This window comes from Bradyrhizobium xenonodulans, from assembly GCF_027594865.1.
GTDB lineage: Bacteria > Pseudomonadota > Alphaproteobacteria > Rhizobiales > Xanthobacteraceae > Bradyrhizobium > Bradyrhizobium xenonodulans.
In genome coordinates this window covers 5,061,205-5,088,032 of record NZ_CP089391.1, presented here as the reverse complement: position 1 = coordinate 5,088,032, position 26,828 = coordinate 5,061,205, and the positions used below count along the sequence as shown (strand labels likewise).

The following is a 26,828-nucleotide window of genomic DNA, read 5'->3' as shown; positions in this document are numbered from 1 at the left end:
AGGTGCATGACCACTCTTTCGCAAACCATCCGGCCGTCGACGGCGCGCCCCCGGGAATGGAAGGCGATCGTCGTCCTGATCCTCTTGATCCCGGTGCTATGGTCGCCGCCGTTCCTGTTTCGCTTCTTCCTGTACCAGCCGTTCAACATCCCCTCGGGTTCGATGGCACCGACGCTGATGGTCGGCGACTACGTCTTCGCCGCGAAATATGCCTATGGCTATGGCCGCTATTCCTTCCCCTTCGCGCCGTCCTGGATCTCGGGCCGCGTCTTGGCCGCCGAGCCCGAGCGGGGCGACATCGTCGTGTTCCGGACGCCGAAGGACAATTCGGTCGACTACGTCAAGCGCGTGATCGGGTTGCCCGGCGACCGCATCCAGATGCGGCAGGGCCAGCTCTTCCTCAACGACCGTGCGGTGACGCGCGTCGCCTTGAAAGAGACGCTCGCCGGCACCGCCTGTGGAGGCGACCTCAAGGTCAGGAGCTGGCGCGAGACGCTGCCGAGCGGCGTGTCCTACGAGACCTACGATTGCGTCGACAACAGTTTTCTGGACAACACCGGCGTCTTCACGGTGCCTCCTGGCCATTTCTTCGTGCTCGGCGACAACCGCGACAATTCCTCCGATAGCCGCATGATGTCGGCGATGGGATTCATCCCGATGGACAATCTGGTCGGCAAGGTGACGCGAATCTTCTGGTCGCTCGACGAAGACGGCGAGCCGCACATGGAGCGGCTGGGGAAGGTGTGGTGAGGCGAAGCTGTCCGATCCCGTCATTGCGAGCTCGCGCTCCGCGCGCCCCGGAAGACGAAGGGAGAAACAAAAACCCCGGCATCGCTGCCGGGGTTTCGTAGTTCTCGAGGTGGCTGGATCAGAAGTCCATGCCGCCCATGCCGCCGCCCGGGGGCATCGCGGGACCTGCGCCGCCCTTCTTGGGCAGCTCGGCGACCATGGCTTCCGTGGTGATCAGCAGAGCTGCAACCGAGGCTGCGTTCTGGATCGCGGTACGGACCACCTTGGTCGGGTCGATGATGCCCTTCTTGACGAGGTCGGCATAGTCGCCGGTCTGGCTGTCGAAGCCGTAGGCGTAGGTCTTGTTCTCCAGGATCTTGCCGACGATCACCGAGCCGTCTTCACCGGCGTTGATCGCGATCTGGCGAGCGGGAGCCGACAGCGCCTTGCGCACGATCTCGACGCCGGTCTTCTGGTCGTCGTTCTTGGTGCGCAGGCCCTTGAGCTGCTCGGAGGCACGGAGCAGGGCGACGCCGCCGCCCGGGACAATGCCTTCCTCGACAGCTGCGCGGGTCGCATGCATCGCGTCATCAACGCGATCCTTGCGCTCCTTCACCTCGACCTCGGTCGCGCCGCCGACGCGGATCACCGCGACGCCGCCGGCGAGCTTGGCCAGACGCTCCTGGAGCTTCTCGCGGTCATAGTCCGAGGTGGTTTCCTCGATCTGCGCCTTGATCTGGGCCACGCGCGCCTCGATGTCGGCCTTCTTGCCGGCGCCGTTGACGATCGTGGTGTTCTCCTTGTCGATCATCACCTTCTTGGCGCGACCGAGCATGTTGAGCGTGACGTTCTCGAGCTTGATGCCGAGATCTTCCGAGATCGCCTGGCCGCCGGTCAGGATCGCGATGTCCTGCAGCATGGCCTTGCGGCGATCGCCGAAGCCCGGAGCCTTGACGGCCGCGACCTTCAGGCCGCCGCGCAGACGGTTCACGACCAGGGTGGCGAGGGCCTCGCCTTCGACGTCCTCGGCGACGATGACCAGCGGCTTGCCGGTCTGCACCACGGCCTCGAGCAGCGGGAGCAGCTCGTTCAGCGAGGAGAGCTTCTTCTCGTTGATGAGGATGTAGGCGTCGTCCATCTCAACGCGCATCTTGTCGGCGTTGGTGACGAAGTAGGGCGAGATGTAGCCGCGGTCGAACTGCATGCCCTCGACGACGTCGAGCTCGGTCTCGAGCGACTTGGCTTCCTCGACGGTGATGACGCCCTCGTTGCCGACCTTCTTCATGGCGTCGGCGAGGAACTTGCCGATCTCCGCGTCGCCGTTGGCCGAGATGGTGCCGACCTGGGCGATCTCGTCGTTCGAGGTGACCTTCTTGGAGTTCTTCTGGAGGTCCGCAACGACGGCTTCGACCGCGAGGTCGATACCGCGCTTGAGGTCCATCGGGTTCATGCCGGCGGCAACCGACTTGGCGCCTTCCTTCACGATCGCCTGAGCGAGCACGGTGGCGGTGGTGGTGCCGTCGCCGGCGGCGTCAGCGGACTTGGAGGCGACTTCGCGCACCATCTGGGCGCCCATGTTCTCGAACTTGTCCTCGAGCTCGATCTCCTTGGCGACGGTGACGCCGTCCTTGGTGATGCGGGGAGCGCCGAACGACTTGTCGAGGACGACGTTGCGGCCCTTCGGACCGAGCGTGACCTTCACCGCGTTGGCGAGAACGTCGACGCCGCGCAGCATCTTGTCGCGCGCTTCAACCGAGAATTTGACTTCTTTGGCTGCCATCTGAAATTTTCCTTAGGTAATTTGACGGGAGGGAGAGAGGGGCGCTTAGGCCGCCTTCTTCTTGGAAGCGGGGACGTCGAGGACGCCCATGATGTCGCTTTCCTTCATGATCAGGAGATCGACATTGTCGATCTTGACCTCGGTGCCGGACCACTTGCCGAACAGCACGCGGTCGCCGACCTTCAGGTCGATCGGGATCAGCTTGCCGGCCTCGTCGCGGCCACCCGGGCCGACGGCGACGACTTCACCCTGGGAGGGCTTTTCCTTGGCAGTGTCGGGAATGATGATGCCGCCAGCGGTCTTCTCTTCTGCGTCGATGCGCTTGACCACGACGCGGTCGTGAAGCGGACGGAATTTCATGCAGTCCTCCTAAGCAATTGCTCGGGTTGATGATTTCGGAATTGTTAGCAGTCCATGCCAGCGAGTGCCAGCATGGGCACAGCTGAGATAAGCCAGGAATTTTGCGGGAGCAAGGGCTTCTAGCAGAAAAATAAGCACTCGGCAGGCCGGCCTGCCAAATTCCTTTACCATCGTTAACCGGGTTTGACGGCCCGTATTAGCACGGAGCCCCATCTGCTGCTAACGCATTGAATTTCAACAGCTTGTTAAACTTTTGGGCTTGAGATGGGTTGTCAGTTTGCGTCACATTTCTCTCATGTGAGCGCATCGTTGCCGGGTGGCTCGTAAGCAGCGTACCGGAAAGCCACCCTGAATATGCGCTCCTGAAAAGGAGGTTGGCATGGTCTCGCGGGTTGGGGTGGTTTCCGACGACTTCCGGAAACAGGTGCTGGGTTACGGGCTGACGACGGCGCAAATTCTCTACCGGATGCCGGATCATCCCTCGCTGCTGCAGACCTATGTCTGGCAGAACTACGATCTCTTCCCGAAATTCCCGGCGCTGACCGACTTCCTGGCCTTCTGGCAGGAGAAGCTCGACGGCCCGCTGTTTGCGGTGACCGTCGCGCATTCCAAGCTGATCAAGCCGGCCGAGCTGCGCGCCGTGGACGGCGTGTTCCGGCTGCATTGACCAAAGCACCGCTCTCGTAGGGTGGGCAAAGGCGCGCGCACTTCGCGCGCCGTGCCCACCATCTCTATGCGATTGCATTTGGAATGGTGGACACGCTCCGCTTTGCCCACCCTGCAAGACCTGTTTCCATGCTAGCCTCTCGCCATAACAACAACGGGAGGCCGCCCATGGCCAAGAAAACAAAATCGCGCAGCGCAGCGCAAACCGCGGTGAAGAAGCGGAGTGGCGCCAAGGCGGCGACGCGATCGTCCGCACGCAAGGCCGTGAAATCGAAGGCGCGCACTGTTGCTCCAAGGAAACCCGCCCGCCCGAAGCAGCGCATCGCCATCAGCCATCACCGCGAGGAAGATTTCAAAGCCGACGGCCTGCGGACTTACGCAAAATACCGCGACCTCGGCATCGCCGAAGCCAGCCACGGCCTCGCGCAAGCGCACGTGATCCGGCTGCAAGGTCCCTGCGATCCGAACGAAGTGTCGAAGCTGCACTTCCACGACGTCGAATTCCAGATGGTCTATGTGCTCAAGGGCTGGGTGAAGACCTACATGGACGGCCAGGGCGAGACCCTGATGAAGGAAGGCAGCGCATGGACCCAGCCGCCGAAGATCAAGCACATGATTCTGGACTATTCGGATGACGTCGAGCTGCTGGAGGTGATCCTGCCGGCGGAGTTCAAGACGGTGGAGTTGAAGGCGTAGGCTCTGTCGGGAAGGGCGCGAACGTCTCACCCCTCGTCATTGCGAGGAGCTCTTGCGACGAAGCAATCCAGACTATCTCCGCAGATAGATCTCTGGATTGCTTCGCTTCGCTCGCAATGACGGCGGAGAGACTTCCTACGACAACACCCCCACCACCGCGCCCATCAGGCACGTCGTCAGCGTCCCCGACACGATCGACTTCAGCCCCAGCGCGTTGATCTCCTCGCGCCGCTCCGGTGCCATGACGCCGAGGCCGCCGATCATGATGCCGAGGCTGGCGAAATTGGCGAAGCCGCACATGGCGTAGAGCATGATCAGGCGGGAGCGCGGATCGAGCGCATCGGGCGCGAGCTTCGAGAAGTCGACATAGGCGATCAATTCGTTGAGCACCGTCTTGGTGCCCATCAGGCTGCCAGCCGTCACCGCCTGGTCCCAGGGCAATCCCATCAGCCAGCACACCGGCGCCATCACAAGTCCAAGTAGACGCTGCAACGAGATTGTGGCGCCGCCGATCTCGGGCAACAGGCCGAGGACCGCGTTGACGAGATAGACCAGCGCGACCAGAACCAGCAGCATCGCGACGATGTTGAGCAGCAGCTCGAGGCCGGCGGTGGTGCCTTTCACGATCGCATCCATCGTGCTGGCGACCTCCATGTCGGGGTCTTCCAGCATGCCGCCGGTGCGCTGGTCGGAGGTTTCAGGGACCATGATCAGGCTGACGAGGATCGCGGCCGGCGCACCCAGCACGGAGGCGATGACGAAATGCGCGGCCGCGTCGGGGATGAGCGGAGCAAGGAACGTCGCATAGAGCACCAGCACCGTGCCGGCGATGCCGGCCATGCCGCCGGTCATCACCAGGAACAATTCGCTCCGCGTCATCTGCGCGAGGTACGGCCGCACGAACAGCGGCGCCTCGACCATGCCGAGAAAGATGTTGGCCGCGGTCGAGAGCCCGACCGCGCCGCCGACACCCAGCGTGCGCTCCAGCAGCCAGGCCATGCCGCGCACGACCGGGGGCAGCACCCGCCAGTAGAACAAGAGCGTCGTCAGCACGCTCATGACCAGCACGATCGGCAGCGCCTGGAACGCCAGGATGAAGTCGGCGCCCGGCACCTTCACGTCGAAGGGCAGGGTGCCGCCACCGATATAGCCGAACACGAAGGACGAGCCGGCGCGCGAGGCCGCCGAGATCGCACCGACCGCGTCGTTGATGGCGCCGAACGCGCGCGCGACCACGGACACCTTCAGCAGCACGATCGCGGTGACGAAGGTCGCAACGAGGCCGATCGCCGCCTGCCGCAGCGAGACGGCGCGGCGATTCTCCGCCAGCGCGAAGGCGATCAACAGCAATGCGAAAACGCCGAGTGCCGATTGCAGCCGCAGCATGATGTCCCCAAACCCCCAATGATTATGGCCGCGCGTGCGTTGCAAACGCAATGCCGGAAGGACACCGGAGCCTCCCGCTGTTGACAAGCCGGCCCGCGTCAGCCACGCGGAGTTTCGTCAATATCAGACGCGGATGGTCCAGAAGGTGAGCCAGGAGCTGAGTGGAGCGCAGCCGGTGCAGGTCAAACCGCCGGTTCGTGCCGGCGAACTCCTCTCCCACCGCGCCTTCCTGTTCTTCCTGCTCTCGCGCAGCCTGTCGCGCTTTTCCAGCCAGATCGCTGCGGTCGCGATCGGCTGGCAGATCTACGATCTCACCGGCTCGGCCTTCGACCTCGGCATGGTCGGCCTCGTGCAGTTCCTGCCCACGGCGCTGCTGGTGTTCGTCGCCGGCCACGCCGCCGACCGGTTCGAGCGCAAGCGCGTGGTCCAGCTCTGCCAGCTCGTGGAAGCGGGGACCGCGCTCTATCTCGGCATCATCACTTATCTTGGCGCGGTCAGCGAAGTCCAGATCTTCATCGCCACCTTCGTGCTCGGCATCGCCGGAGCTTTCGAGAGCCCGACCACCGCGGCGCTGTTGCCGGCGATCGCGCCGCAGGGATCGCTCCAGCGCGCCACCGCCGTGTCGAGTGGCGCAGCGCAGGTCGCGACCATCACCGGGCCGGCGCTCGGCGGCTTCGCCTACGCGATCGCGCCACACCTCGCCTATGCCGCGATGCTGCTGTTCTGGATTTTGGGGATGATCCTGACCGGCTTCATCCGGCCGCGACCGCAGGCGGTCGCCAAGGAGGGGACGGACGCGGACAACATCTTTGCCGGCGTCCGCTTCATCCGCAGCAACCCGGCGATCCTCGGCACCATCTCGCTCGATCTGTTCGCGGTGCTGTTCGGCGGCGTCACCGCGCTCTTGCCCATCTATGCCCGCGACATCCTCCAGACCGGTCCGATCGGTCTCGGCGTGCTGCGTGCGGCGCCCGCCGTCGGTGCGCTCCTGATGACCATGGTGCTGGCGCGCCACGCCATCTCGCGTCATGTGGGCCTGCGCATGTTTCAGGCCGTGATCGTGTTCGGCCTCGCCACCGTCGTGTTCGCCCTGTCGCAGTGGATGTGGCTGTCGGTGCTGTCGCTCGCGATCCTCGGCGCGGCCGATACGATCAGCGTCGTGATCCGCTTCTCGCTGGTGCAGCTCGCCACCCCCGACGAGATGCGCGGCCGCGTCGGCGCGGTCAACTTCCTCTTCATCAACGCCTCCAACCAGCTCGGCCAGTTCGAAAGCGGGGTCGCGGCCGCGCTGTTCGGTGCCATGCCGGCCGCCGTGCTCGGCGGCGTCGCCACCGTCGCCGTGGCTCTGCTGTGGATGAAGCTGTTCCCCAGCCTGCGGCAGGTGGAGAGCTTGGAGTAGGCCTCCGCTCTTTCCCCGTCATTGCGAGGAGCGAAGCGACGAAGCAATCCAGAATCCCACCGAGGAAAGACTCTGGATTGCTTCGCTGCGCTCGCAATGACGATTGTTGAAGCAGCGCGGGGGCTTAACTCGCGTCACGCGCGCAGCTGAGCACAGTAAGCGTCCTCTTGACGCCTACTGTGCATGGGGTTGTATTTCAGTTTTTTAGTTTAGCCCCGCCCCACGAACGGCATCTTGGTCGCCATCACGGTCATGGTCAGCACGTTGGCATCGAGCGGCAGGCCGGCCATATAGGCGACGGCGTCGCCGACCGCTTTGGCATCCATGCGCGGCTCGTGCTTGGTGGTGCCGTCGGGCTGGAGCACGCCGGGGCCGTTGACCATGCGGTCCGTCATCGGCGTCGCGGCATTGCCGATGTCGACCTGGCCGACCGCGATGTCGTACATGCGGCCGTCGAGGTTCGAGGCCTTGGTGAGGCCCGTGATGGCGTGCTTGGTCGAGGTATAGGCTGCCGAGAACGGCCGCGGCGCATGCGCCGAGATCGAGCCGTTGTTGATGATGCGGCCACCGCGCGGGCTCTGATCCTTCATGATGCGGAAGGCGTGCTGGGTGCACAGGAACGGGCCGGTGAGGTTGGTGTTCACCACCGCCTGCCACTGCTCGAGGCTGAGATCCTCGAAGTTCACCGCCGGCGCGCCCATGCCGGCATTGTTGAAGAGCACGTCGAGGCGGCCATAGGTCGCCTTCACCTTGTCGAACAGCGCGGCGATCGAGTCCGGCTTGGTCATGTCGGCGGTGACGCACAGGCTTTTGCCGGCGGGGCCGAGCTTCGCGGTCTCCTCGAGCATGTCGAGCCGGCGCCCGACCAGCACCACGGTGAAGCCGGTGTTCATCAGCGCCAGCGACGCGGCGCGGCCGACACCGGTGCCGGCGCCCGTCACCACTGCGATCTTTTTTGCTTCACTCATCGTTTCCTGCCTTTTCTCTCAAGTTGTCAGGTTTTGGGTTCTTTTTCGTTTTTGTAGGGCGGCCGCGGAATGTTCTGATGCGCGGCGCGCAGGGCCGCCGACCAGCGCGAGCGAAGGTCGTGGAAATAAGGCTCGCCCGCCTCGATGCGGTGGTTGAGATCGGCCTCGCAGGCATCGGCGCGCACCACCAGCACGTCGATCGGCAGTCCGACGCCGAGGTTGGAGCGCATGGTCGAGTCCATCGAGATCAGGCCGGTCTTCAGCGCCTCGTAGAGCTCGACGTCGTAATGCATGGCGCGATCGAGCACCGGCTTGCCGTATTTGTGCTCGCCGATCTGCAAGTAGGGCGTATCGGTGGTGCACTCGATGAAATTGCCTGCCGTGTAGACCATGAACAGGCGCATCCGCGCGCCCTTGATTTGGCCGCCGAACAGGAAGGAGACGTCGAAGGACACGTCCTCGGACCTCAGCGCCGGCCCCTCGGTCGCGTGCACCGCCCGGATCGCCCGGCCGATGCGCTGGGCGGCCTGGAACATGGTCGGCGCGTTCATCAGCGTCTCGATCTCGCCCGTGTTGGGGTCCTCCAGGCCTTCGGTCAGCGTCGACAGCACCGACTGGCTGATGGCGAGGTTGCCGGCGCTGGCGATCGCCATGATGCGGTCGCCGGGTTTCGAGAAGATATGCAGCTTGCGGAAGGTCGAGACATTGTCGAGGCCGGCATTGGTGCGGGTGTCGGCGATCATGACGAGCCCGTCCCGAACCAGGATTCCGCAACAATAGGTCATTTCCAGTCCCCGAACGCGTTTGCGCGGAATTACTAGCCAATTTCGGGGGGCCATGAAACCCCCGATTCCCGGGGGGAGGTCGTCATTCCGGGACGCGCCGACCTCAGTCAGCCGCATCGACGAGAAACGCCTCGTCGACGGGAACGCCGAGCGCGGTGACCAGCCGGTTCGTCTCCGCGGCCATGCCGACGATGGCGAGCAGCTCGGCATATTCGGCCCCGGTCATGCCCTTGGCCCGTGCGGCTGCGGTGTGGGAATGGATGCAGTAGCTGCAACCATGCGCGATCGACACCGCGACATAGAGCATTTCCTTGACCTTGGGATCGAGCGCGCCGGGAGCCATCACCTCCTTGATGCTCTCCCAGGTCCGCCGCAACGTCTTCGGATCGTGCGCCAGCGTGCGCCAGAAATTGTTGACGAAATCGGACTTCCGCACCTTGCGGATGTCGTCGAAAACGGCGCGTGCCTCGCTGGAGAGTTCATCGTCCGAAAGCAGTTTTACAGTTGCCATGGCTCGTCTCCGGTCGGTCGGGATCAGCAGAGCTGCGCAGGGTGGGCAAAGGCGCCCTTGCCCCGCGCCCATCATTCTCGGCGTGCTCGTGACGGTGGGCACGCTTCGCTTTGCCCACCCTACGGCATCTTGCCTGTGGCTCTACCTGGCACCTGAAGATTTTCTTGGCACCTGACGATTTTTTCGCCGCGGTCCTTATGACTGCGTCTGGCTCTGCCACTGTCCGGGCCGGCCGGCCTGCTCGACCTTCACGGCCACCGTCAGCGTCTCCGAGCCGCCGCCATAGCGGGTGCCGCGCACGGGGGCTGCGCCGAGATAGTCGAGCCCGATCGCGATGCGGACATGGGCGTCGGTGGTGCAGATGCAGTTGGCGGGATCGAAGCCGACCCAGCCGAGGCCGTCGACGTAAGCCTCCGCCCAGGCGTGGCCGGCGTCCTGATGCACGGTGCCGTCGGAGCGCAGGAAATGACCGGAGACGAAGCGCGCCGGCACGCCGCCGCTGCGGGCGCAGGCGATGAAGATATGCGCGTAGTCCTGGCAGACGCCGCGCTTGAGCGTGAACGCTTCCGCCGCCGAGGTGCCGCTGTTGGTCGGGTCCTCGTCGAAGGTCATGTGATCGCTGATTTGCGACATCAGCGTGTGCAGGAAGCCGAGCGTGTCGCTCTCGGCCTCGCTGCGCAATTGCCGCGCGACCGCAATCATCGCCGGATTGACGGTGGTGAGGTCGGTGGCGCGCAGGAACATGCCGGCTGGAAAACGCTCGTCGGCGCCGCGCAGCACGCCGCCGGTGTCGTGAGTCTCGATCAGGCCCTCGGCGGTGATCTTGATGTCGCTGACGGGCCCGCAGGACAGCACATGGGTGACGTTGCCGAACGCGTCCTCGTGGGTGTCGAGCTTGGTGTCGGTCGAGACGTCGATCTGCCACTCCGCCACATATTGCCCGTCATGGCTGCACGGCGTCATGCGCAGAATCTGGATCACGCTGGTGGCCGGCGGCTCGTAGCGATAGGTCGTGGTGTGCAGGATTCGCAGGCGCATGGTGTTTGATTCCGTCATTCCGGGTTCGCGCGGCGCGCGCCCCGGAACAACTGCGTGTATCAGATCAAATACTGCTTCGTGATGATTTCGCCCAGCCTGGAATTGTCCGCGATGAATTCCTGAATGAATTCATGCACGCCGTGCTGGAAGATGTCGTTCATATTGCTGTGTTCGAGCCGGTTGCGGATGCCGCGGGCGTGGCGCTGGGCCGGGCCCTGGCGGCCATAGGCGACGCCGATCTGGTCGAGGTTGCGCGTGAGATTTTCGTAGCAGCTCGCAAGCGAGCGCGGCAGCGTGCCGTTGAGGATCAGCAGGTCCGCGACCAGCCACGGTTTGAGCGTCTCGCGATAGACCCAGTGATAGGCCGTCAGCGCCGACACCGAACGCAGGATCGAGCTCCACTGATAGAAGTCGAGCGGGCCGCCGACATGCTCTTCCTCGGGCAGCAGCACATGATACTTCACATCGAGGATGCGTGCCGTGTTGTCGGCGCGCTCCAGGTGCAGGCCGAGCCGGGAGAACCAGTAGGCGTCGTTGCGCAGCATGGTCCGGTAGGCCGAGCCGTCGAAGCGCAGCGAGGTCTCCTGCACGAAGCGCAGGAATTTTGCGAGGTCCTCGCGGGTCGAGGTGCCCTTGCTCCAGACGGCCTGGAGCTCGATCCAGGCCGAGTTGATGGTGTCCCACATCTCGCTGGTCAGCGCCGTGCGCACCGAGCGCGAGTTCAGCCGCGCCGCCTCGATGCAGTTCCGGATCGAGGACGGGTTGTCCGCCGAGAACGAGAGGTAGTCGACGACGTTATGCTCGTTGGCTTCCTCATAGGTCCGGTAGAAGCTTGCGGCGACGCCGGCGGTGAGCAGCGCCGAGTCCCATTCGTTGGTCTTGCCGACATAGGCGGCGGGAAGCGCGGTGACGCGAAGCGTCGCATCGATGGTGCGCGCGAGGTATTCGGCCCGTTCGACGTAGCGGGCGAGCCAGTAGAGGTTTTCGGCGGTACGCGACAGCATCTCTCTACTCGTCCAAAATCCAGGTGTCTTTGGTGCCGCCGCCCTGGCTCGAATTGACCACGAGCGAACCTTCCTTCAGCGCAACACGCGTCAGCCCGCCGGGCACGATGGTGGTGCTCTTGCTGCCGGTCAGCACGAAGGGGCGGAGATCGACGTGGCGCGGCGCGAGGCCGGAGGCGGTGCAGGTCGGGCAGGTCGAGAGCGCCAGCGTCGGCTGGGCGATAAAGCCTTCCGGCTCGCGCTTGAGCTTTTCGCGGAAGGCTTCGATGGTCGCCTTGGTCGCGGCGGGGCCGATCAGCATGCCGTAGCCGCCGGAGCCGTGCACTTCCTTGACGACGAGATCGCCGAGATTGTCCAGCACGTAAGCGAGATCCTTCGGCTCGCGGCAGCGCCAGGTCTGCACGTTCTTCAGGATCGGCTCCTCGCCGAGGTAGAATTTCACGATCTCCGGCATGTAGGAGTAGATCGCCTTGTCGTCGGCGATGCCGGTGCCGACGGCGTTGGCGAGCGTGATGTTGCCGGCCGCATAGGCCGACATCAGCCCGGGCACACCGAGCGCGGAATCGGGACGGAAGGTGAGGGGATCGAGGAAATCGTCGTCGACGCGGCGGTAGATCACGTCGACCCGCTTCACCCCCTCGGTCGTGCGCATGAACACTTCGTTGTTCTTGACGACGAGGTCGCGGCCTTCGACCAGCTCGATGCCGAGCTTGTCGGCGAGGAACGAGTGCTCGTAGTACGCGGAGTTGTAGACGCCGGGCGTGAGCAGGGCGACCGTCGGCTCGCCAGAGGCGCTATGCGGCGCGACCGAACGAAGCGCCGAGAGCAGCTCGTCCGGATAGCGTTCGACCGGCGCCACCCTGTGGCGGGCGAACAGATCCGGAAACAGCCGCATCATGATCTCGCGGTTTTCCAGCATGTAGGACACGCCGGAGGGCGTGCGCGCATTGTCCTCGAGAACGATGAAGTCCTCGGCGTCGACCCGGATGATGTCGATGCCGGCGATGTGCACGTAGACGTCGTGCGGCACCTGCTGGCCGTTCATCTCGGGCCGGAACACCGGGTTCTGGAAGATCAGATCGTCGGGCACGATCTCGGCGCGCAGGATGTCGCGGCCGTGATAGATGTCGCGCAGGAACATGTTGAGCGCGCGCACGCGCTGCTTCAGTCCCTTCTCCAGCAGCGCCCATTCCTTGCCGGACATGATCCGCGGGATCACGTCGAACGGGATCAGGCGCTCGGTGGATTCCGAATCGCCATAGACGGCGAAAGTGATGCCAATGCGGCGGAACAGGAGCTCGGCCTCCTGACGGCGATATTCGAGCGCCTCGGGAGGCGTCTCCTTGAGCCAGCGTGCCAGCTCCTGATAGGCGGGGCGCAGGTCCCCACCGGGAATGTTCATTTCGTCAAACGCGACTGCCATAGATGCCGACTGTTCTCCGTGGCCATGCGGCAAGAGTGCATGACTTTCATGTGGTAGCAAGGGCCGGGCCAGCGCGATAAGCATGGACTGGCAGCATTTAGCGGGGACGGCCGGCGGCTTGCCTGAAAAAATGGCTGGGGTCTGCTTATTTCGGCAGCAAAACCGCGTGACTTCAACGCGTTACCTCGGCAAAGTCGGCGCCACAGGTGAGGGACTTAAGGCATGAGCGAGATCGTCACGGCGGGCATTCTGGTCATCGGGGATGAAATCCTGTCCGGCCGGACCAAGGACAAGAATATTGGCTTCATCGCCGAATACCTGACCAATATCGGCATCGACCTGAAGGAAGTCCGGGTCGTCTCCGACGACGAGCCCGACATCATTGCCGCATTGGATGCACTGCGGCATCGCTACACCTATGTCTTCACCACCGGCGGCATCGGGCCGACCCATGACGACATCACCGCCGACAGTGTCGCCAAGGCGTTCGGTGTCGGCATCGATCACCATCCGGAGGTGGTCGCCCGTTTCCGCGAGCGCTGGAGCGAGCAGGACCTCAACGAGGCCCGCCTGCGCATGGCCCGCATCCCCGACGGCGCCGAGCTGATCCAGAGCGCGACCATCCTCGCGCCCGGCTTCAAGATCGGCAACGTCATCGTGATGGCCGGCGTGCCCTCGATCATGCAGGCGATGATGGACATCGTCTCGCCCAAGCTGAAATCGGGCGTCCGCATGCTGTCCGAATCGGTCCGCGCCAATGCGCGCGAAGGCGACATCGGCAGCCCGCTGCGGGCGATCGCCGCGGCCCATCCCGACACCATCATCGGCAGCTATCCCTTCATGGACGAGGAGCAGAAGCCCAACACCAATCTGGTGGTGCGCTCGCGCGATGCGGACAAGCTGGCAATGGCGATGGCGGCGGTGAAGGACATGCTGGCGGGATTGAACATCACCCGCTAGCACCGGCAGACTAAGCAGGAGACGACAATGGCTGGTGAAGCACCGGAACTGAATGCGCAGGAGAAGGCCGGCAAGGCCTTTCCGGTCTCGTGGGACCAGTTCCACCGGGACTGCCGGGCGCTGACCTGGCGGCTCAACGAGGTTGGCCCGTTCCATGCCGTGATCGCGATCACCCGCGGCGGGCTTGTGCCGGCCGCGATCGTGGCGCGCGAGTTAGGGGTGCGCGTGATCGACACGGTCTGCATCGCCAGCTATGACCACGACAAGCAGGGCGAACTCCAGGTCCTGAAGGGCATTTCCGAACAGGCAATGAATCTCGGCGGCGGCACCGGCAAGGGGCTCCTGATCGTCGACGATCTCGTCGACACCGGCAAGACCGGCAGACTGGTGCGCGAGATGCTGCCCGATGCGCATTTCGCCACCGTCTACGCCAAGCCGAAGGGACGCCCGCTGGTCGACACCTTCATCACGGAAGTCTCGCAGGACACCTGGATCTTCTTCCCCTGGGACACCGCGTTGTCCTATCACCCGCCGCTGCGCGACGGGGCGGCGTGACGATCACCGTCATTGCGAGCGAAGCGAAGCAATCCAGACTGCTTCCACGGGTACGTTTCTGGATTGCTTCGTCGCTTCGCTCCTCGCAATGACGAGTGGAGGCAGCCATGCCCCTGCAAAATCGCGTCACGCCGACCGGCGACATCATCGCCACCCCGCACCGGGGCCTGTTCACAGGCAACCGCGGCATTATCCATGATCCCGCGACCAAGACGCTTCTGAAGAAGCGCTGGTCGTCGCCGGCCTGGCTGACCTGCACCTGCGAATTCCGCGGCCGCCGCCGCGAGGTGATGGCGCAGCGAAGCTGGACCGAGCTGTTCTTCCTCGATGAGGCCACCGCGCTGGCGGCCGGGCATCGCCCCTGTTTCTACTGCCGCAAGGACGACGCCAACCGCTTCCGCGCCGCATGGGAGAAAGGCAATCGTGTGCATGACGTCCGCATGCACGACATCGACACCGTGCTGCACCACGAGCGGCTCGACCACGGCAAGAAACGACTGCATGCGCTGCTGGTAGCTCTCGACCTGCTTCCTGATGGCGCGATGGTGCAGCAGGGCGAGGAGAGTTTTCTGGTGACGCAGGGCAGGGCGCTCTTGTGGTCGGCGGCGGGTTACGCGTCAGTCGAGCGTCAGCTTGGCGAAGCGGCGCTCCTGACGCCGCCTTCGACACTGCGCACATTGAACGCCGGCTACCGGCCAGTCTTGCATCCGACTGCGTTGGACTAGCACAGCAGTCGCCCTTGCCATCACCCCAACTTCTCGCGCGCCAGCGCGGCGCCGGCGCCGAGCGCCATCAGCTTGGCCTCCGCGATCTCGCGCCGCATCGGCGCCATGCCGCAATTGGTGGTAGCGATGATGTTGCTCTTGGGCACGAATTTCGACACCGCATCGATCACCTTGACGACGTCTTCCGCGGTCTCGACCTCGTCACTGGCAACGTCGATCACGCCGGCCTGCACGATCTTGTTCTTGAGCAGCGCGAGCAGGTCGAGCGGCACTTTCGAATTGCGGCACTCGATCGCGACCTGCTGGATCGGGCTGGCGTCGATCGCCGGGAAGATCTGCTCATACTGGCGCCACTGGCTGCCGAGCGTCTCCTTCCAGTCGGTGTTGGCCTTGATGCCGTAGCCGTAGCAGATGTGCACGGCGGTGGCGCAGGTGAGGCCCTGTGCGGCCCGCTCCAGCGCCTTGATGCCCCAATCGTTGACCTCGTCCATGTAGACGTTGAAGGCGGGCTCGTCGAACTGCACGAGATCGACGCCGTCGGCCTGCAGCGCCCTGGCTTCCTCGTTCAGGAGATCGGCGAAGGCAAAAGCCATTTTCACGCGGTCGCCATAGTAGCGATCCGCAATGGTGTCGATGATCGTCATCGGGCCGGGCAGGGTGAATTTCAGCTTTCTCTTGGTATGCGTGCGCGCAACGCGCGCCTCGTCGGCATGGACGCGGCCCTTGAGCCGGAGCGGCGCGACCACCTGCGGCACCATCGCCTTGTAGCGGTCCTTGCGGATGCCCATCTCGACCTTGTGGGCGAAATCGATGCCCTCGATCTTCTCCAGAAAGCCGTGCACGAAATGCTGCCGGGCCTGCTCGCCCTCGGTGACGATGTCGATGCCGGCGTCCTCCTGGACCTTCACGGCGAGCATGGTCGCGTCGCGCTTGGCGCGGAGAAGCTCGTCACCTCCAGATTTCCACGGCGCCCAGAGCATGTTGGGCTCGGCGAGCCATTCCGGCTTCGGCAAGGAGCCGGCGATCGTGGTTGGAAACAGCATGGCGGCCCTCCCGGTAGGTTGTGTTGCGCCCCTTCCTGCCATGTCTTAACGTCAAGGTACAGAACAACAAAAGTCGCCTTGATGCCGGCGACGCCGGAGTGGAAACGCCATGATCGAATTCTTCTTCGACTGTTCCAGCCCGTGGACTTATCTCGCCTTCCACAACATCCAGCCGCTGGCCAGGGAGGTCGGCGCGGAGATCGTCTGGCGGCCTATCCTAGTCGGCGGCATCTTCAACACGGTCAATCCAAGCGTCTACGCGCAGCGCGAGACGCCGGTGCCGCTGAAGGCCCGCTACATGAAGAAGGATCTCGCCGACTGGGCGCGCTCGGCAGGGCTCGCAATCAAGATGCCGCCGACGGTGTTTCCGGTGAACAGCGTGAAGGCGATGCGCGGCTGCATCTGGCTCGGCAAGGAGATGGTGCCGTTCGCGACCGCCTTGTTCGAGGCCTATTGGGGCGGTGACAAGGACATCTCGCAGGACGCGGTGCTGGCCGAGATCTGCAGGAAGGTGGGTGTCGACGAACCAAAATTCTTCGCGGGCATCTCGGAGCAGGCGATCAAGGATCAGCTCAAAGCCAACACGGAAGAGGTCGTCGCCCGCGGCGGGTTCGGCTCGCCGACGATCTTCGTCAACAAGACCGACATGTATTTCGGCAACGATCGCCTGCCGCTGATCCGCGAGGCACTGCTGCGCAGCAAGGCGAGCGCGGCCTGATGGTGCGGGCGGTCGTCTGCCGCGCACTTGGTGCGCCCGAAACCTTGCGGCTGGAAGAGTTTCCGTCGCGCGCCCTGAAACCGGGCGAGGTGCGCGTCGCGATCCGTGCCGCGGGGCTGAACTTTCCCGATGTGCTGATGGCGGCCGGCGAATACCAGCTCAAGCCGGAGCTGCCGTTCACGCCCGGCATGGAAGCTGCGGGCGATGTCACCGAGGTCGGCGCGGAGGCGAGCGGCGTTGCCGTCGGCGACAAGGTCATCGTGAAGATGCGCCACGGCGCCTTCACCGATGAAGCAGTGGTGACGCCGTCGCAACTCACGCCGATGCCGTCGACGTTCGACTACGCGGAGGCTGCGACCTATCTCGCCGGCCACGGCACTGCCTATCACGCGCTGATCGACCGCGGCCGGGTTGAGCCCGGCGAGGTGTTGCTGGTGCATGGCGCCGGCGGCGGCGTGGGTCTCGCGGCCGTCGAGATCGGCAAGATGCTGGGCGCGACCGTGATCGCCACCGCGTCCAGCGACGAGAAGCTCGCCATTGCGAAATCGCGCGGCGCCGATCATCTCGTCCGCTACGACCGCGAGCCGTTTCGCGACGCCGTCAAGCGCATCACCGACGGCCGCGGCGCGGATGTCGTGTTCGATCCGGTCGGGGGCCAGGTCTTTGAGGACTCGATGCGCTGCATTGCCTGGGGTGCCCGGCTGCTGGTGATCGGCTTCACCGGCGGCATCGGCTCGGCGAAGACCAATCTCCTGCTGATCAAGGGCGCCAGCGTACTTGGCGTGAGGGCAGGCGAAGCCGTGCGGAAAAATCCAGCGCTCGGCGAAGTGCGCCTCAAGGCGCTGCTGCAATGGGCGGAGGAGGGCAAGCTGCGCCCGAACATCTCGCACCGCCTGCCGCTGGAAGATTATGCCACGGCGATGCGGTTGTTGCTCGACCGCAAGGCGATCGGACGCGTGGCGCTGGTGATGGAGTGACGGTGCCGTAGGGTGGGCAAAGCGAAGCGTGCCCACCACTCTGATATTGGTTGATAGGTGGTGGGCACGGCGCAAGAGCGCCTTTGCCCACCCTACGACAGCGTCACTTGTACTCCCGCTCCGTCCACCACGGGAAGTAGTCCGGCATATCGGATGACACCTTGTTCTTGAACTGCGCGGGCCGCTTCTCCAGGAACGACACCACGCCTTCCTTCACATCGTCCGAGCGGCCGCGGGCGTAGATGCCGCGGCTGTCGACCTTGTGGGCTTCCATCGGATCGTCGGCGCCCATCATGCGCCACATCATCTGGCGGATCAGCGCGACCGACACCGGCGCGGTCTTGGCCGCGAACTCCTTGGCGAGTGCGCGCGCAGTGGGGAGCAGATCATCCGGCGCCACAACCTTGCTGACGAGACGGCCGGCAAGCGCCTCCTGCGCCGGGAAGACGCGGCCCGAATAGCACCATTCCAGCGCCTGCGCGATGCCGACGATGCGTGGCAGGAACCAGCTCGAGGCCGCCTCAGGCACGATGCCGCGCTGGGAGAACACGAAGCCGAAGCGCGCGGCGTCGGAGGCGATGCGGATATCCATCGCGAGCTGCATGGTGACGCCGATGCCGACGGCGGGGCCGTTCACCGCGGCAATCACCGGCTTCAGGCATTTGAAGATGCGCAAGGTCACCTGTCCGCCGCCGTCACGCACCTGCGGATCGCTGTAATCGACCTTGCCGTCGGCAAAGCGTTTGACGGGCCCACGGCGCGCGTCGCGATCGAACGTGTCCGCACCTGACGACAGATCAGCGCCCGCGCAAAAACCGCGACCGGCACCTGTCACGATGATGGCGCGGACGTCGTCGTCCTTGTCGGCGGCGTCGAACGCGTCGATCAACTCCGCCTGCATCTTGGCGTTGAAGGCGTTGAGCTTGTCGGGCCGGTTCAGCGTGATGGTGAGGATCTGCTCGGCGACCTCGTATTTGATCGTCTCGTACGCCATGGGCGTTCTTCCCTTCCCTCGTATTCTTGAATCAATTCTGTCATTGCCGGGCTTGATCCGGCAATCCATCTTCTTGAAGAGGATGGATGCGCGGGTTGGGCCCGCGCTTGTGCTGAGACGCTAGCGCGCCGGCGGCTTGGGCCAGGGCCGCTGCGGTCCGCGCAGGCCCTCGAACGCCTTGGCCATGCCGAGCACGCCGATATCGTCGAAGCGGCGGCCGACGATCTGCACGCCGATGGGAAAACCCTTGGCGTCGAAGCCGCCGTTGATGGAGACGGCGGGGTTCTCCGACATATTCCATGGCACGGTATAGGCGATGTGCTCGAACGGCTTCATCGGATCGTTGGTGGGCGAGGCCCACTCCGCTGGATAGTTCACGTTCGGCGCGGTCGGCGATATCACATAGTCGAGCTCGCAAAACAGTTTTGCAGCGGCAGCGCGGATCGCCATGGTCTGGTTGAAGCCGCGAATGACGTCGACGCCCGACAGTTTTGCGCCGGACTCGCCCCATGCGAAGATGTAGGGCAGCACCTTGGCCTGCTCGGCCGGCGTCAGCTTCGACAGATCGTCCCACATCCGCGCGCGCCAGAAATTGTCGAGGCCGTCGAGCATCTCGCGGGTGAGGATGCCGTCGACTTCGGTGACGACGCTGCCGGCGGATTCGAACGCCTTCGCAGCCTTCACCGCGACCTCGCGCACCGGTTTCTCCAGCGCCAGGCCGGTGCCGGGATCGAGCATCAATCCGATGCGCAGTTTTCGCGGCGACTTTTCCGGGCCCTTCCAGTTGAGCGGCTCGGCAGGCAGGCTCATGCCGTCGCGCCGGTCGGGTTTGGCGATCACGCTCATCATCAGCGCGCAATCGTCGACCGTGCGGGTCATCGGGCCGGCGACGCGGCCGACATAGACGGGATCGATCGGCACGCGGCCGAAGCTCGGCTTCAATCCGACGAGACCGCACCAGCCGGCGGGCAGGCGCACCGAGCCGCCGATGTCGGTGCCGAGATGCAGCGGACCGTAGCCGGCAGCCGCGGCAGAGCCCGCGCCCGCGCTGGAGCCGCCGGGGTTTTTGGACAGGTCCCAGGGATTGCGCGCGAGCGCATGGAAGCTGGAGAGCCCCGACGAGAGCATGCCGTAATCCGGCATGGTGGTTTTCGCGAAGATGACCGCGCCGGCCTCGCGCAGCCGCGCGGCGGGCGGCGCGTCCTTCTCGGCCGGCACCAGCTTGACGCTCGCTGCGCCCAATGGCACCGGCACGCCCTTGGTCGCGATGTTGTCCTTCACCGTGACAGGCACGCCGTCGAGCGCGCCTGATGGCTCGCCGCCGGTCCAGCGTGCGGTCGAGGCCTTTGCGGCCTCGCGCGCTCCGTCGGGATCGAATGCATAGAGCGCCTTCAGATGCGGCTCCCACGCAGCGACATGCGCGAGCAAATCCTCCAGCACCTCGCTCGGCGAGAATTGCTTGGCGCGATAGCCCGCGATCAGATCAACCGCGGACAGATCGTGCAGCGAGGTGACGGCATCTTCGACGCTCTTTTTCTGCATTGCTAACCCACCGGCATGCGGGTTTCGATGATCCGGGCGAACATGCTGGCGCCGATCGGCAGGATCTTGTCGTCGAGCACGAAGCCGGGATTGTGCACGGGCACCGAGCCGTCATGGCCGACCCAGAAATAGGCGCCGGGGATGGTCTCCAGCATATCGGCGAAGTCCTCGCTGCCCATCTTCGGCTGAGCGCGGGTGATCACCTTGGCGGGATCGACGATGGTGCGCGCGACGTCCTCGACCACCTTGGACTGCTCGACCTGGTTGACCAGCACATTGAAGGTGTCGCGGATATCGACGTCGATCACGCACTGATAGGCGCTCGCAATGCCGGCGCAGATCGTGCGGATGCGTTCGCTGATCAGGGTGCGGACTTCCTTCGAGAAGGTGCGGATGGTGCCGCAAAGATGCGCGTCGCCGGGAATGACGTTGTAGGCGGAGCCGGCGTGAATCTGCGTGATCGAGACGACGGCGGCCTGGAGTGGCTCGACGTTGCGGCTGACGATGGTCTGGATCGCCTGCGCCAGCGTGGTGGCGATGATCACCGCGTCCTTGGAGCGCTCGGGCATCGCGCCATGCGCGCCGTAGCCGGTGATGCGGAGGTCGAAGAAGTCGGCGCTGGCCATCGCGGGGCCCGGCAGGATCGCGATCTCGCCGTGGTTGAGGTCGGGCGCGTTGTGCAGGCCGTAAAGCTCGTCGCACGGAAACTTCTCGAACAGCCCGTCCTTGATCATCGCGCGGGCGCCGCCGAGGCCTTCCTCGGCCGGCTGGAAGATCAGGTGCACGGTGCCGTCGAAGTTTTTGGTCTCGGCGAGGTAACGCGCGGTGCCGAGCAGCATCGTGGTGTGGCCGTCATGGCCGCAGCCGTGGAAGCGCCCGGGGATTTTCGAGCTCCACTTCAGATTGGTGTTCTCTTCCATCGGCAGCGCGTCCATGTCGGCGCGCAGGCCGATGCGCTTGCCGCCCGAACCCTTGCCCTTGATCACGCCGATCACGCCGGTGCCGCCGAGGCCGCGATGCACCTCGATGCCCCAGCTCTTCAGCTTGTCGGCGACGATGCCGGAGGTGCGCACTTCCTCGAAGCCGATCTCGGGATGAGCGTGGAGGTCGCGCCTGATAGCAGTGAGTTCGTCGGCATAGCCGTCGATGCGGTCGATGGTGGGCATGGGTCCTGTCCGGTTAGCGTGAGGAGGGAGTGAAAGCGGGGCCGTTCGGCTTGATGCGGATGCCCGGACGCAGGCGCGTCCAGGGAAGCGAGGCCGTGTCGGCCGGCATCGCGCCGGGCGCGGCGCAGATCATCAGCTTTTCCGCGATCGGCTCGAAATCGGCGCGGAAGTGCACCGAGCTCTTGTTGACCAGAATCTTCTCTTCGGTCGGCTCGATGCCGACATAGCGGTACATCGCCTGATCGGCGAGCTGCGCCTTGTGCGAGGAGACGACGACGCGGACGTCACCGATGCGCAAACAGGCGGAGGGACCCATCTCCATCTCGCGGCCGCCGTAATAGGGACCGGGCGCGGTGAAGCGGCCGTCGGAGAGTTTTTCGACTACAAAAGTCTCGCGATAGGGCTCGTCGCCGGGAATGCCGGACTTGCCGCCGAGCGACAGCGTCACGGTGGCGCCGACGCCGGCCGCATGCGCGGCCCTGGCCGATTCCGGATCGTAAATCACGCCGGTCGCAGCGCTGGCCTTGTTGCGCACCAGCGCGCGCAGCATGCCGGTGGTATCGGAATCGCCGCCGGCGCCGGGATTGTCCTGGGTGTCGGCGATGATGATCGGCTTGCTCGCGCTCTTCGAGAGTTCCATGGCGTGGCGCACGCCGTCGTCGGGCGTCCAGATCTTGCCGTCGAAATCGTCCTCGTGGCTCTCGATCAGCTTGACGATCGCATCCGCGGCGCGGTCGGCATCTTCTTGCGTCTTGCCATAGGCGAAGACGCTCGGTCCGCAATCGCGGAAATCGGCAGCGGGGAAGCCCGGTGCGAAGGAAAGCGTCGGAACCGCATCGCTCTCGAGCGCGGCGAGCTTCTCGTAGATGCCCTTGGTGGGGAAGTCGTTGGTGCATTGCCAACTGATCGCGATCAGGAACGGCAATTGCCGGAACGACTTTGCGAAGCGCTGCTTCGTCTTCAGCAGCAGGGCGAGGTGGCGGGCGGAAGCGCGGCCTGTCTCGGCCATGTCGACATGCGGATAGGTGCGGTAGGCGATCAGCGCGTCCGCATGGTCCATCATTGCGGGCGTGACGTTGGCGTGGAGATCGAGGCTCGCGACCAGCGGAACATCCTTGCCGATGACGCGGCGCACGCGCGCCAAAATCTCGCCTTCGCCATCGTCGAGATGCTCGGTCACCATCGCCCCGTGCAAGTCCAGATAGACCGCATCGAGCGGCCCGGCGGCCGCGATGCCGTCGACCATGACCTTCACGATCCGCTCGAAGGCGTCTTGGGTGACATGAGCGGACGGGCTTGCAGCGCACGCGATCGTGGGGATGAGTTCCCAGCCATTGGCCTCTGCGTTGTCGACGAAACCGGCGAGGCCGACATTGATGCGCCGCATCACCTTCAGCACGTCGGGTCCTTCAGTCATCGCCGGCCAGCCGCCACCATGCTGGAAATCCGCGAAAGTCGCCTTTGTCGGCGCGAAAGTGTTGGTCTCGTGCAGGAAGCCGCCGACGGCGATACGTGTCATCAATTCAAGTCCAGGCGATTGAAAGTGCGCGACGTTAGCCCTGTGCTTGCGGCGAGAGCAAGCCGGGAAGCAATCGCGCCGCGCATGGCCTCAAGCTGTTTTGGGAATGTGTACCGCGCACACCGTCATTGCGAGCGTAGCGAAGCAATCCAGAGTCTTTCCGCGGAGGGATTCTGGATTGCTTCGCTTCGCTCGCAATGACGAGGGGGAGAGAGCTATGCGCTCGCCGCCACGCCCTCCGACACCGGCCGGAAGTTCGAAAAATCCCAGTTGCGGCCGGGCGCTGCCTCGAGCAAGGCCCTGGTGTAGGCCTCCTTCGGATGCGTCAACACTTCGGCAGCCGGGCCCTGTTCGACGACGCGGCCGTGCTGCATCACCACGACCTCGTCGCAGATTTGCGCTGCGACGCGCAGATCGTGGGTGATGAACAGGATGGCGATGCCGAGCCGCGTCTGGATCTCGTCGAGCAGTTCCAGCACCTGCGCCTGCACGGAGACGTCGAGTGCGGAGACCGCTTCGTCCGCGACCAGCACGTCCGGATCGAGCGCGAGCGCGCGCGCAATGGCGATACGCTGGCGCTGACCGCCGGAGAACTGGTGCGGATAGCGCGACACCGCATCGGCCGGCAGGCCGACCAGCTCGAGCAATTCGCGAGCCCGCTTCATCGCTTCGGTATGCGAGGTGCCGTAATTGATCGGGCCTTCCGCAATGCTCTCGCCGACGGTGATGCGCGGGTTGAGCGAGCGGTAGGGATCCTGGAACACGATCTGGATCTTCTGCCGGTGCGGCTGCAGCAGGCGGCGCGAGATGTCGGCGATCTCGCGGCCGGCGAGACGCACGCCGCCCGAGGTCGGATCGATCAGGCGCACGATGCAGCGCGCCACCGTCGACTTGCCCGAGCCGCTCTCGCCGACGATGCCGAGCGTGCGGCCCTTGCGCAGCGTGAGCGTGACCTTGTCGGCGGCGACGACCTCGCGGCCTTTGCCGAAGAACGCACGCTCCTTATAGACCTTGCTGAGCTCGTTGGCCTCCAGCACCACCGGCTCTTTGGTCTCGGGCCGCGCCGCGCGTGGCACCAGGCTCGGCACCGCTGAAAGCAAATTGCGGGTGTATTCCATGGTCGGATTGCGCAGCACGGTGTCGAGCGGACCGGTCTCGACCAGACGGCCCTGCCGCATCACCGCGACGCGGTCGGCGATCTCGGCGACAACGCCCATGTCGTGGGTGATGAACAGGACGGCGGTGCCGTGATCGCGCTGGAGGTCGCGGATCAGGGTCAGGATCTGCTTCTGGGTAGTGACGTCGAGCGCGGTGGTCGGCTCGTCGGCGATCAGCAGCTTCGGCTCCAGCACCAGCGCCATCGCGATCATGATGCGCTGGCGCTGGCCGCCGGAGAGGCGGTGCGGGTAGGAGGCGAAGATGCGCTCGACCTGGGGCAGGCGCACCTGCTCCATCATGTCGAGGATGCGCTTCTTCCGCGCTCTTGCGTCGAGATCGGTGTGGGCGCGCAGCACCTCGTCGATCTGGCGGCCGACCGGAACCACGGGATTAAGCGCGGTCATCGGCTCCTGGAAGATCATCGCCATCTGCGTCGCGCGCAGCTGGCGCAGCCGGCGGTCGGTCGCGGTGAGAATCTCCTCGCCGACCAGCTTGACGCTGCCGCCGGTCGGAACCAGCGTGCCCTTCGGCAAGAGGCCCATCGTGGTGAGCGAGGTCACCGACTTGCCCGAGCCGCTTTCGCCGACGAGACACAGCGTCTCGCGCTCGCGGACCTGGATCGAGATGCCGTCGATGATCTTTGGTCCATTCGGCTTCTTGCCGACGGACACGGCGAGGTTGTTGATGTCGAGAACGACGTTGCTCATCACTTGATTGCCCATCACTTGCCCTCCCGCTGCTTCATGCGGGGATCGAGGGCGTCGCGGGCGGCGTCGCCGATCAGATTGATGCTGAGGATGGCGATCGAGAGCAGCAGGCCCGGCCAGAAGATCAGCGTCGGCTTGAGCTGAAAATACTGGCGGCCCTCGGCCATGATGTTGCCCCAGGTCGGCGTCTCCGGCGAGATGCCGGCGCCGAGGAAGGAGAGGATGGCCTCGGTGAGGATCGCGGACGCGCAGACATAGGTGCCCTGGACGATCAGCGGCGCGATCGTGTTCGGCATCAAATGCCGCCACATGATCTTCGGCAAGGACGAGCCGACCGAGATCGCGGCCTCGACGTAAGGCTCTTCGCGCGCGGACAGAACGACGGAGCGCACCAGACGCGCCACGCGCGGGATCTCAGGGATCGTGATCGCGATCAGCACGGTCCAGAGGCTGGCGCCGGAAAGCGACACCACGGCAATCGCGAGCAGGATGCTCGGCATCGCCATCAGGCCGTCCATGATTCGCATCAGGACGGCATCGATCAGCTTGAAAAAGCCGGAGACGAGGCCGATCGCGAGCCCGATCACGATCGACAGGATCGCCGAGCCGATGCCGATCAGCAGCGAGATCCGGCCGCCATAGATGACGCGGGACAGGAGGTCGCGGCCATAGGCGTCGGTGCCGAGCAGGAACTGGACCGACGAAGGCTTGAGCCGTTGCGACGGCGCGAGCTGGATCGGATCATGCGGTGCGATCAGCGGCGCGAGGATCGAGATCACCACGATCAGCGCGAGCAGGATCGTCGCCGTCGCGATGATCGGCGTCGAGGTGAGGAATCCGAAGCGCGGCCGCAGCGGCGACGTGATCGGAATGGACGACTGGGGAAGGGTATCGACCGACATTCTTGTTGTTATCCTTGGCCCTAGTACCGGATCCGGGGATCGAGCAGCGTGTAGGCGACGTCGATCAGGAGGTTGACGACGACGTAGATCAGAGACGTCAGCAGGATCATCGCCTGGATCACCGGATAGTCTCGCGCCAGCACCGCATCCACGGTGAGACGACCGATGCCGGGAATGTTGAACACGCTCTCGGTGACGACGACGCCGGAGATCAGAAGCGCAAAGCCGGTGCCGATCACGGTGATGACGGGGACGGCGGCGTTACGCAGCGCATGGCGCATCATCACCGCGACCTCGTTGATGCCCTTTGCGCGCGCCGTTCGGACGTAGTCCTCACCCAGCACGTCGAGCATTGCCGCCCGCGTCATGCGCGCGATCAGCGCGATATAGATGAAGGACAGCGCGCAGGTCGGCAGGATGATGCGCTCGAAGAACGGTCCAAAACCATTGAAGATGCTGCGGAAGCCCTGCACCGGCACCCAGCGCAGATCGATCGCGAAGACCTCGATCAGGATGTAGCCGACCACGAATACCGGCACCGAGAAGCCGAGCACGGACAGCCCCATCACGAACCGGTCGATCCAGGTGCCGTGCTTCCACGCAGCGATCACCCCCAAGGGAACGGCGACGATGACGGCGAGGATGATGGTGCACAGCGCGATCGAGATCGACGGCTCGACGCGCTGGCCGATCATCTTCATCACCGGCAAATTGGAGATCAGCGAGGTCCCGAGATCGCCGTGCAGCAGCTTGTTGACCCAGGTGATGAACTGCACGATCAGCGGCTCGTTGAGGCCGAGCGAGGTGCGGATGCGTTCCAGCCGCTCGGGCGTCGCGTTGTCGCCCGCGAGAATCGCGGCAGGGTCGCCCGGCGTCAGCCGCAGCAGCAGGAACACGAACAGCGCGACGACGCCCATGACGGGCACGGCGGCGAAGATTCGGCGAAGGAGATATCCGAGCAAGTGGGATCCGTCAGATTAGAGTCAAATCGGCAGTGCTTACCATCATGGCATGGTTCTGCCACCGGCCCAAGAATTCAGCAATTCCCGTGCCATCGGTCGCCGAAACGACACATGGCCGTCATGCCGTGGAGCGAGCCCGGCCGTGCGGCAGTGTC

General features: G+C 64.7%; 26 protein-coding genes. 9 read left to right on the top strand and 17 right to left on the bottom strand.

Features of this window, described 5'->3' with window-relative positions:
* Nucleotides 1-6 precede the first annotated feature (6 nt).
* Entirely contained in the window at nucleotides 7-750 is a 744-nt protein-coding gene (gene lepB / locus I3J27_RS24240) for a signal peptidase I (RefSeq protein WP_270160900.1), read from the top strand.
* 118 nt (nucleotides 751-868) lie between these two features.
* Here the strand turns inward: lepB and groL are convergent, their stop codons facing one another.
* Together groL and I3J27_RS24230 are read right to left on the bottom strand one after the other, a co-directional pair.
* Nucleotides 869-2,509 (bottom strand): chaperonin GroEL, encoded by a 1,641-nt coding sequence (gene groL / locus I3J27_RS24235; protein ID WP_270160899.1) that lies wholly within the window; start codon nucleotides 2,507-2,509, stop codon nucleotides 869-871.
* A 45-nt stretch (nucleotides 2,510-2,554) separates the two neighbouring features.
* Entirely contained in the window at nucleotides 2,555-2,869 is a 315-nt protein-coding gene (locus tag I3J27_RS24230) for a co-chaperone GroES (protein WP_008139213.1), read from the bottom strand.
* 379 nt (nucleotides 2,870-3,248) lie between these two features.
* On the opposite strand from I3J27_RS24230, the gene I3J27_RS24225 reads away from it, so the two are divergent.
* Together I3J27_RS24225 and I3J27_RS24220 are read left to right on the top strand one after the other, a co-directional pair.
* Nucleotides 3,249-3,536 carry an usg protein gene (locus tag I3J27_RS24225; protein ID WP_270160898.1) on the top strand — a complete coding sequence of 96 codons (288 nt, stop codon included), beginning with the start codon at nucleotides 3,249-3,251 and terminating at the stop codon, nucleotides 3,534-3,536.
* 167 nt (nucleotides 3,537-3,703) lie between these two features.
* Nucleotides 3,704-4,231: a cupin domain-containing protein gene (locus I3J27_RS24220; RefSeq protein WP_270160897.1), complete on the top strand. Its 528-nt coding sequence runs from the start codon at nucleotides 3,704-3,706 to the stop codon at nucleotides 4,229-4,231.
* A 135-nt stretch (nucleotides 4,232-4,366) separates the two neighbouring features.
* Here the strand turns inward: I3J27_RS24220 and I3J27_RS24215 are convergent, their stop codons facing one another.
* Nucleotides 4,367-5,617, bottom strand: coding sequence for a NupC/NupG family nucleoside CNT transporter (locus tag I3J27_RS24215; protein ID WP_270160896.1), 1,251 nt, complete (start codon nucleotides 5,615-5,617; stop codon nucleotides 4,367-4,369).
* Between the two features lie 133 nt (nucleotides 5,618-5,750).
* Between I3J27_RS24215 and I3J27_RS24210 the strand changes: the two genes are divergently transcribed.
* A complete protein-coding gene (locus I3J27_RS24210) occupies nucleotides 5,751-7,016 on the top strand; it encodes an MFS transporter (RefSeq protein WP_270160895.1) in 1,266 nt (421 codons plus the stop codon).
* Nucleotides 7,017-7,225: 209 nt separating this feature from the next.
* Here the strand turns inward: I3J27_RS24210 and I3J27_RS24205 are convergent, their stop codons facing one another.
* The 6 genes from I3J27_RS24205 to I3J27_RS24180 form a co-directional block, all read right to left on the bottom strand.
* Nucleotides 7,226-7,984: an SDR family oxidoreductase gene (locus tag I3J27_RS24205; RefSeq protein ID WP_211385151.1), complete on the bottom strand. Its 759-nt coding sequence runs from the start codon at nucleotides 7,982-7,984 to the stop codon at nucleotides 7,226-7,228.
* Nucleotides 7,985-8,010: 26 nt separating this feature from the next.
* Nucleotides 8,011-8,769: a proteasome-type protease gene (locus I3J27_RS24200; RefSeq protein WP_270160894.1), complete on the bottom strand. Its 759-nt coding sequence runs from the start codon at nucleotides 8,767-8,769 to the stop codon at nucleotides 8,011-8,013.
* A gap of 103 nt (nucleotides 8,770-8,872) precedes the next feature.
* The gene (locus I3J27_RS24195) at nucleotides 8,873-9,280 is read right to left on the bottom strand and encodes a carboxymuconolactone decarboxylase family protein (RefSeq protein WP_270160893.1); all 408 of its coding nucleotides are present in this window, start codon (nucleotides 9,278-9,280) and stop codon (nucleotides 8,873-8,875) included.
* Nucleotides 9,281-9,475: 195 nt separating this feature from the next.
* Entirely contained in the window at nucleotides 9,476-10,318 is an 843-nt protein-coding gene (locus I3J27_RS24190; protein WP_270172876.1) for a transglutaminase family protein, read from the bottom strand.
* A gap of 59 nt (nucleotides 10,319-10,377) precedes the next feature.
* Nucleotides 10,378-11,322: an alpha-E domain-containing protein gene (locus I3J27_RS24185; RefSeq protein WP_270160892.1), complete on the bottom strand. Its 945-nt coding sequence runs from the start codon at nucleotides 11,320-11,322 to the stop codon at nucleotides 10,378-10,380.
* Nucleotides 11,323-11,326: 4 nt separating this feature from the next.
* On the bottom strand, nucleotides 11,327-12,745 hold the full coding sequence (locus tag I3J27_RS24180) for a circularly permuted type 2 ATP-grasp protein (RefSeq protein WP_270160891.1): 1,419 nt from the start codon (nucleotides 12,743-12,745) through the stop codon (nucleotides 11,327-11,329).
* Between the two features lie 222 nt (nucleotides 12,746-12,967).
* On the opposite strand from I3J27_RS24180, the gene I3J27_RS24175 reads away from it, so the two are divergent.
* From I3J27_RS24175 to I3J27_RS24165, 3 genes are all read left to right on the top strand, one after another.
* Nucleotides 12,968-13,705, top strand: a complete 738-nt coding sequence (locus I3J27_RS24175) for a competence/damage-inducible protein A (RefSeq protein WP_270160890.1) — start codon at nucleotides 12,968-12,970, stop codon at nucleotides 13,703-13,705.
* A 27-nt stretch (nucleotides 13,706-13,732) separates the two neighbouring features.
* Nucleotides 13,733-14,260: a xanthine phosphoribosyltransferase gene (gpt, locus tag I3J27_RS24170; RefSeq protein WP_270160889.1), complete on the top strand. Its 528-nt coding sequence runs from the start codon at nucleotides 13,733-13,735 to the stop codon at nucleotides 14,258-14,260.
* A 107-nt stretch (nucleotides 14,261-14,367) separates the two neighbouring features.
* A complete protein-coding gene (locus tag I3J27_RS24165; RefSeq protein WP_270160888.1) occupies nucleotides 14,368-14,985 on the top strand; it encodes a hypothetical protein in 618 nt (205 codons plus the stop codon).
* A 20-nt stretch (nucleotides 14,986-15,005) separates the two neighbouring features.
* Here I3J27_RS24165 and I3J27_RS24160 read toward each other — a convergent pair whose 3' ends face one another.
* Nucleotides 15,006-16,028, bottom strand: coding sequence for a methionine synthase (locus I3J27_RS24160; protein WP_270160887.1), 1,023 nt, complete (start codon nucleotides 16,026-16,028; stop codon nucleotides 15,006-15,008).
* A gap of 109 nt (nucleotides 16,029-16,137) precedes the next feature.
* Between I3J27_RS24160 and I3J27_RS24155 the strand changes: the two genes are divergently transcribed.
* Nucleotides 16,138-16,746, top strand: coding sequence for a 2-hydroxychromene-2-carboxylate isomerase (locus I3J27_RS24155; protein ID WP_270160886.1), 609 nt, complete (start codon nucleotides 16,138-16,140; stop codon nucleotides 16,744-16,746).
* The gene (locus I3J27_RS24150) at nucleotides 16,746-17,723 is read left to right on the top strand and encodes an NADPH:quinone oxidoreductase family protein (protein WP_270160885.1); all 978 of its coding nucleotides are present in this window, start codon (nucleotides 16,746-16,748) and stop codon (nucleotides 17,721-17,723) included. The genes I3J27_RS24155 and I3J27_RS24150 overlap by 1 nt, the downstream gene beginning before the upstream one ends.
* 103 nt (nucleotides 17,724-17,826) lie before the next feature.
* On the opposite strand, the gene I3J27_RS24145 is transcribed toward I3J27_RS24150, so the two are convergent.
* From I3J27_RS24145 to I3J27_RS24115, 7 genes are all read right to left on the bottom strand, one after another.
* Nucleotides 17,827-18,717, bottom strand: a complete 891-nt coding sequence (locus I3J27_RS24145) for a crotonase/enoyl-CoA hydratase family protein (RefSeq protein ID WP_270160884.1) — start codon at nucleotides 18,715-18,717, stop codon at nucleotides 17,827-17,829.
* A 120-nt stretch (nucleotides 18,718-18,837) separates the two neighbouring features.
* Nucleotides 18,838-20,259 (bottom strand): amidase, encoded by a 1,422-nt coding sequence (locus tag I3J27_RS24140; RefSeq protein ID WP_270160883.1) that lies wholly within the window; start codon nucleotides 20,257-20,259, stop codon nucleotides 18,838-18,840.
* A gap of 2 nt (nucleotides 20,260-20,261) precedes the next feature.
* Nucleotides 20,262-21,425, bottom strand: coding sequence for a M20 aminoacylase family protein (locus I3J27_RS24135; protein ID WP_270160882.1), 1,164 nt, complete (start codon nucleotides 21,423-21,425; stop codon nucleotides 20,262-20,264).
* Between the two features lie 13 nt (nucleotides 21,426-21,438).
* Nucleotides 21,439-22,944, bottom strand: a complete 1,506-nt coding sequence (locus I3J27_RS24130; protein WP_270160881.1) for a M81 family metallopeptidase — start codon at nucleotides 22,942-22,944, stop codon at nucleotides 21,439-21,441.
* A gap of 215 nt (nucleotides 22,945-23,159) precedes the next feature.
* Complete coding sequence (locus I3J27_RS24125) at nucleotides 23,160-24,809, bottom strand: ABC transporter ATP-binding protein (protein ID WP_270172875.1); 1,650 nt, start codon at nucleotides 24,807-24,809, stop codon at nucleotides 23,160-23,162.
* A 14-nt stretch (nucleotides 24,810-24,823) separates the two neighbouring features.
* Nucleotides 24,824-25,711, bottom strand: a complete 888-nt coding sequence (locus I3J27_RS24120) for an ABC transporter permease (protein ID WP_270160880.1) — start codon at nucleotides 25,709-25,711, stop codon at nucleotides 24,824-24,826.
* Between the two features lie 20 nt (nucleotides 25,712-25,731).
* A complete protein-coding gene (locus tag I3J27_RS24115) occupies nucleotides 25,732-26,673 on the bottom strand; it encodes an ABC transporter permease (protein ID WP_270160879.1) in 942 nt (313 codons plus the stop codon).
* Nucleotides 26,674-26,828: the final 155 nt, after the last annotated feature.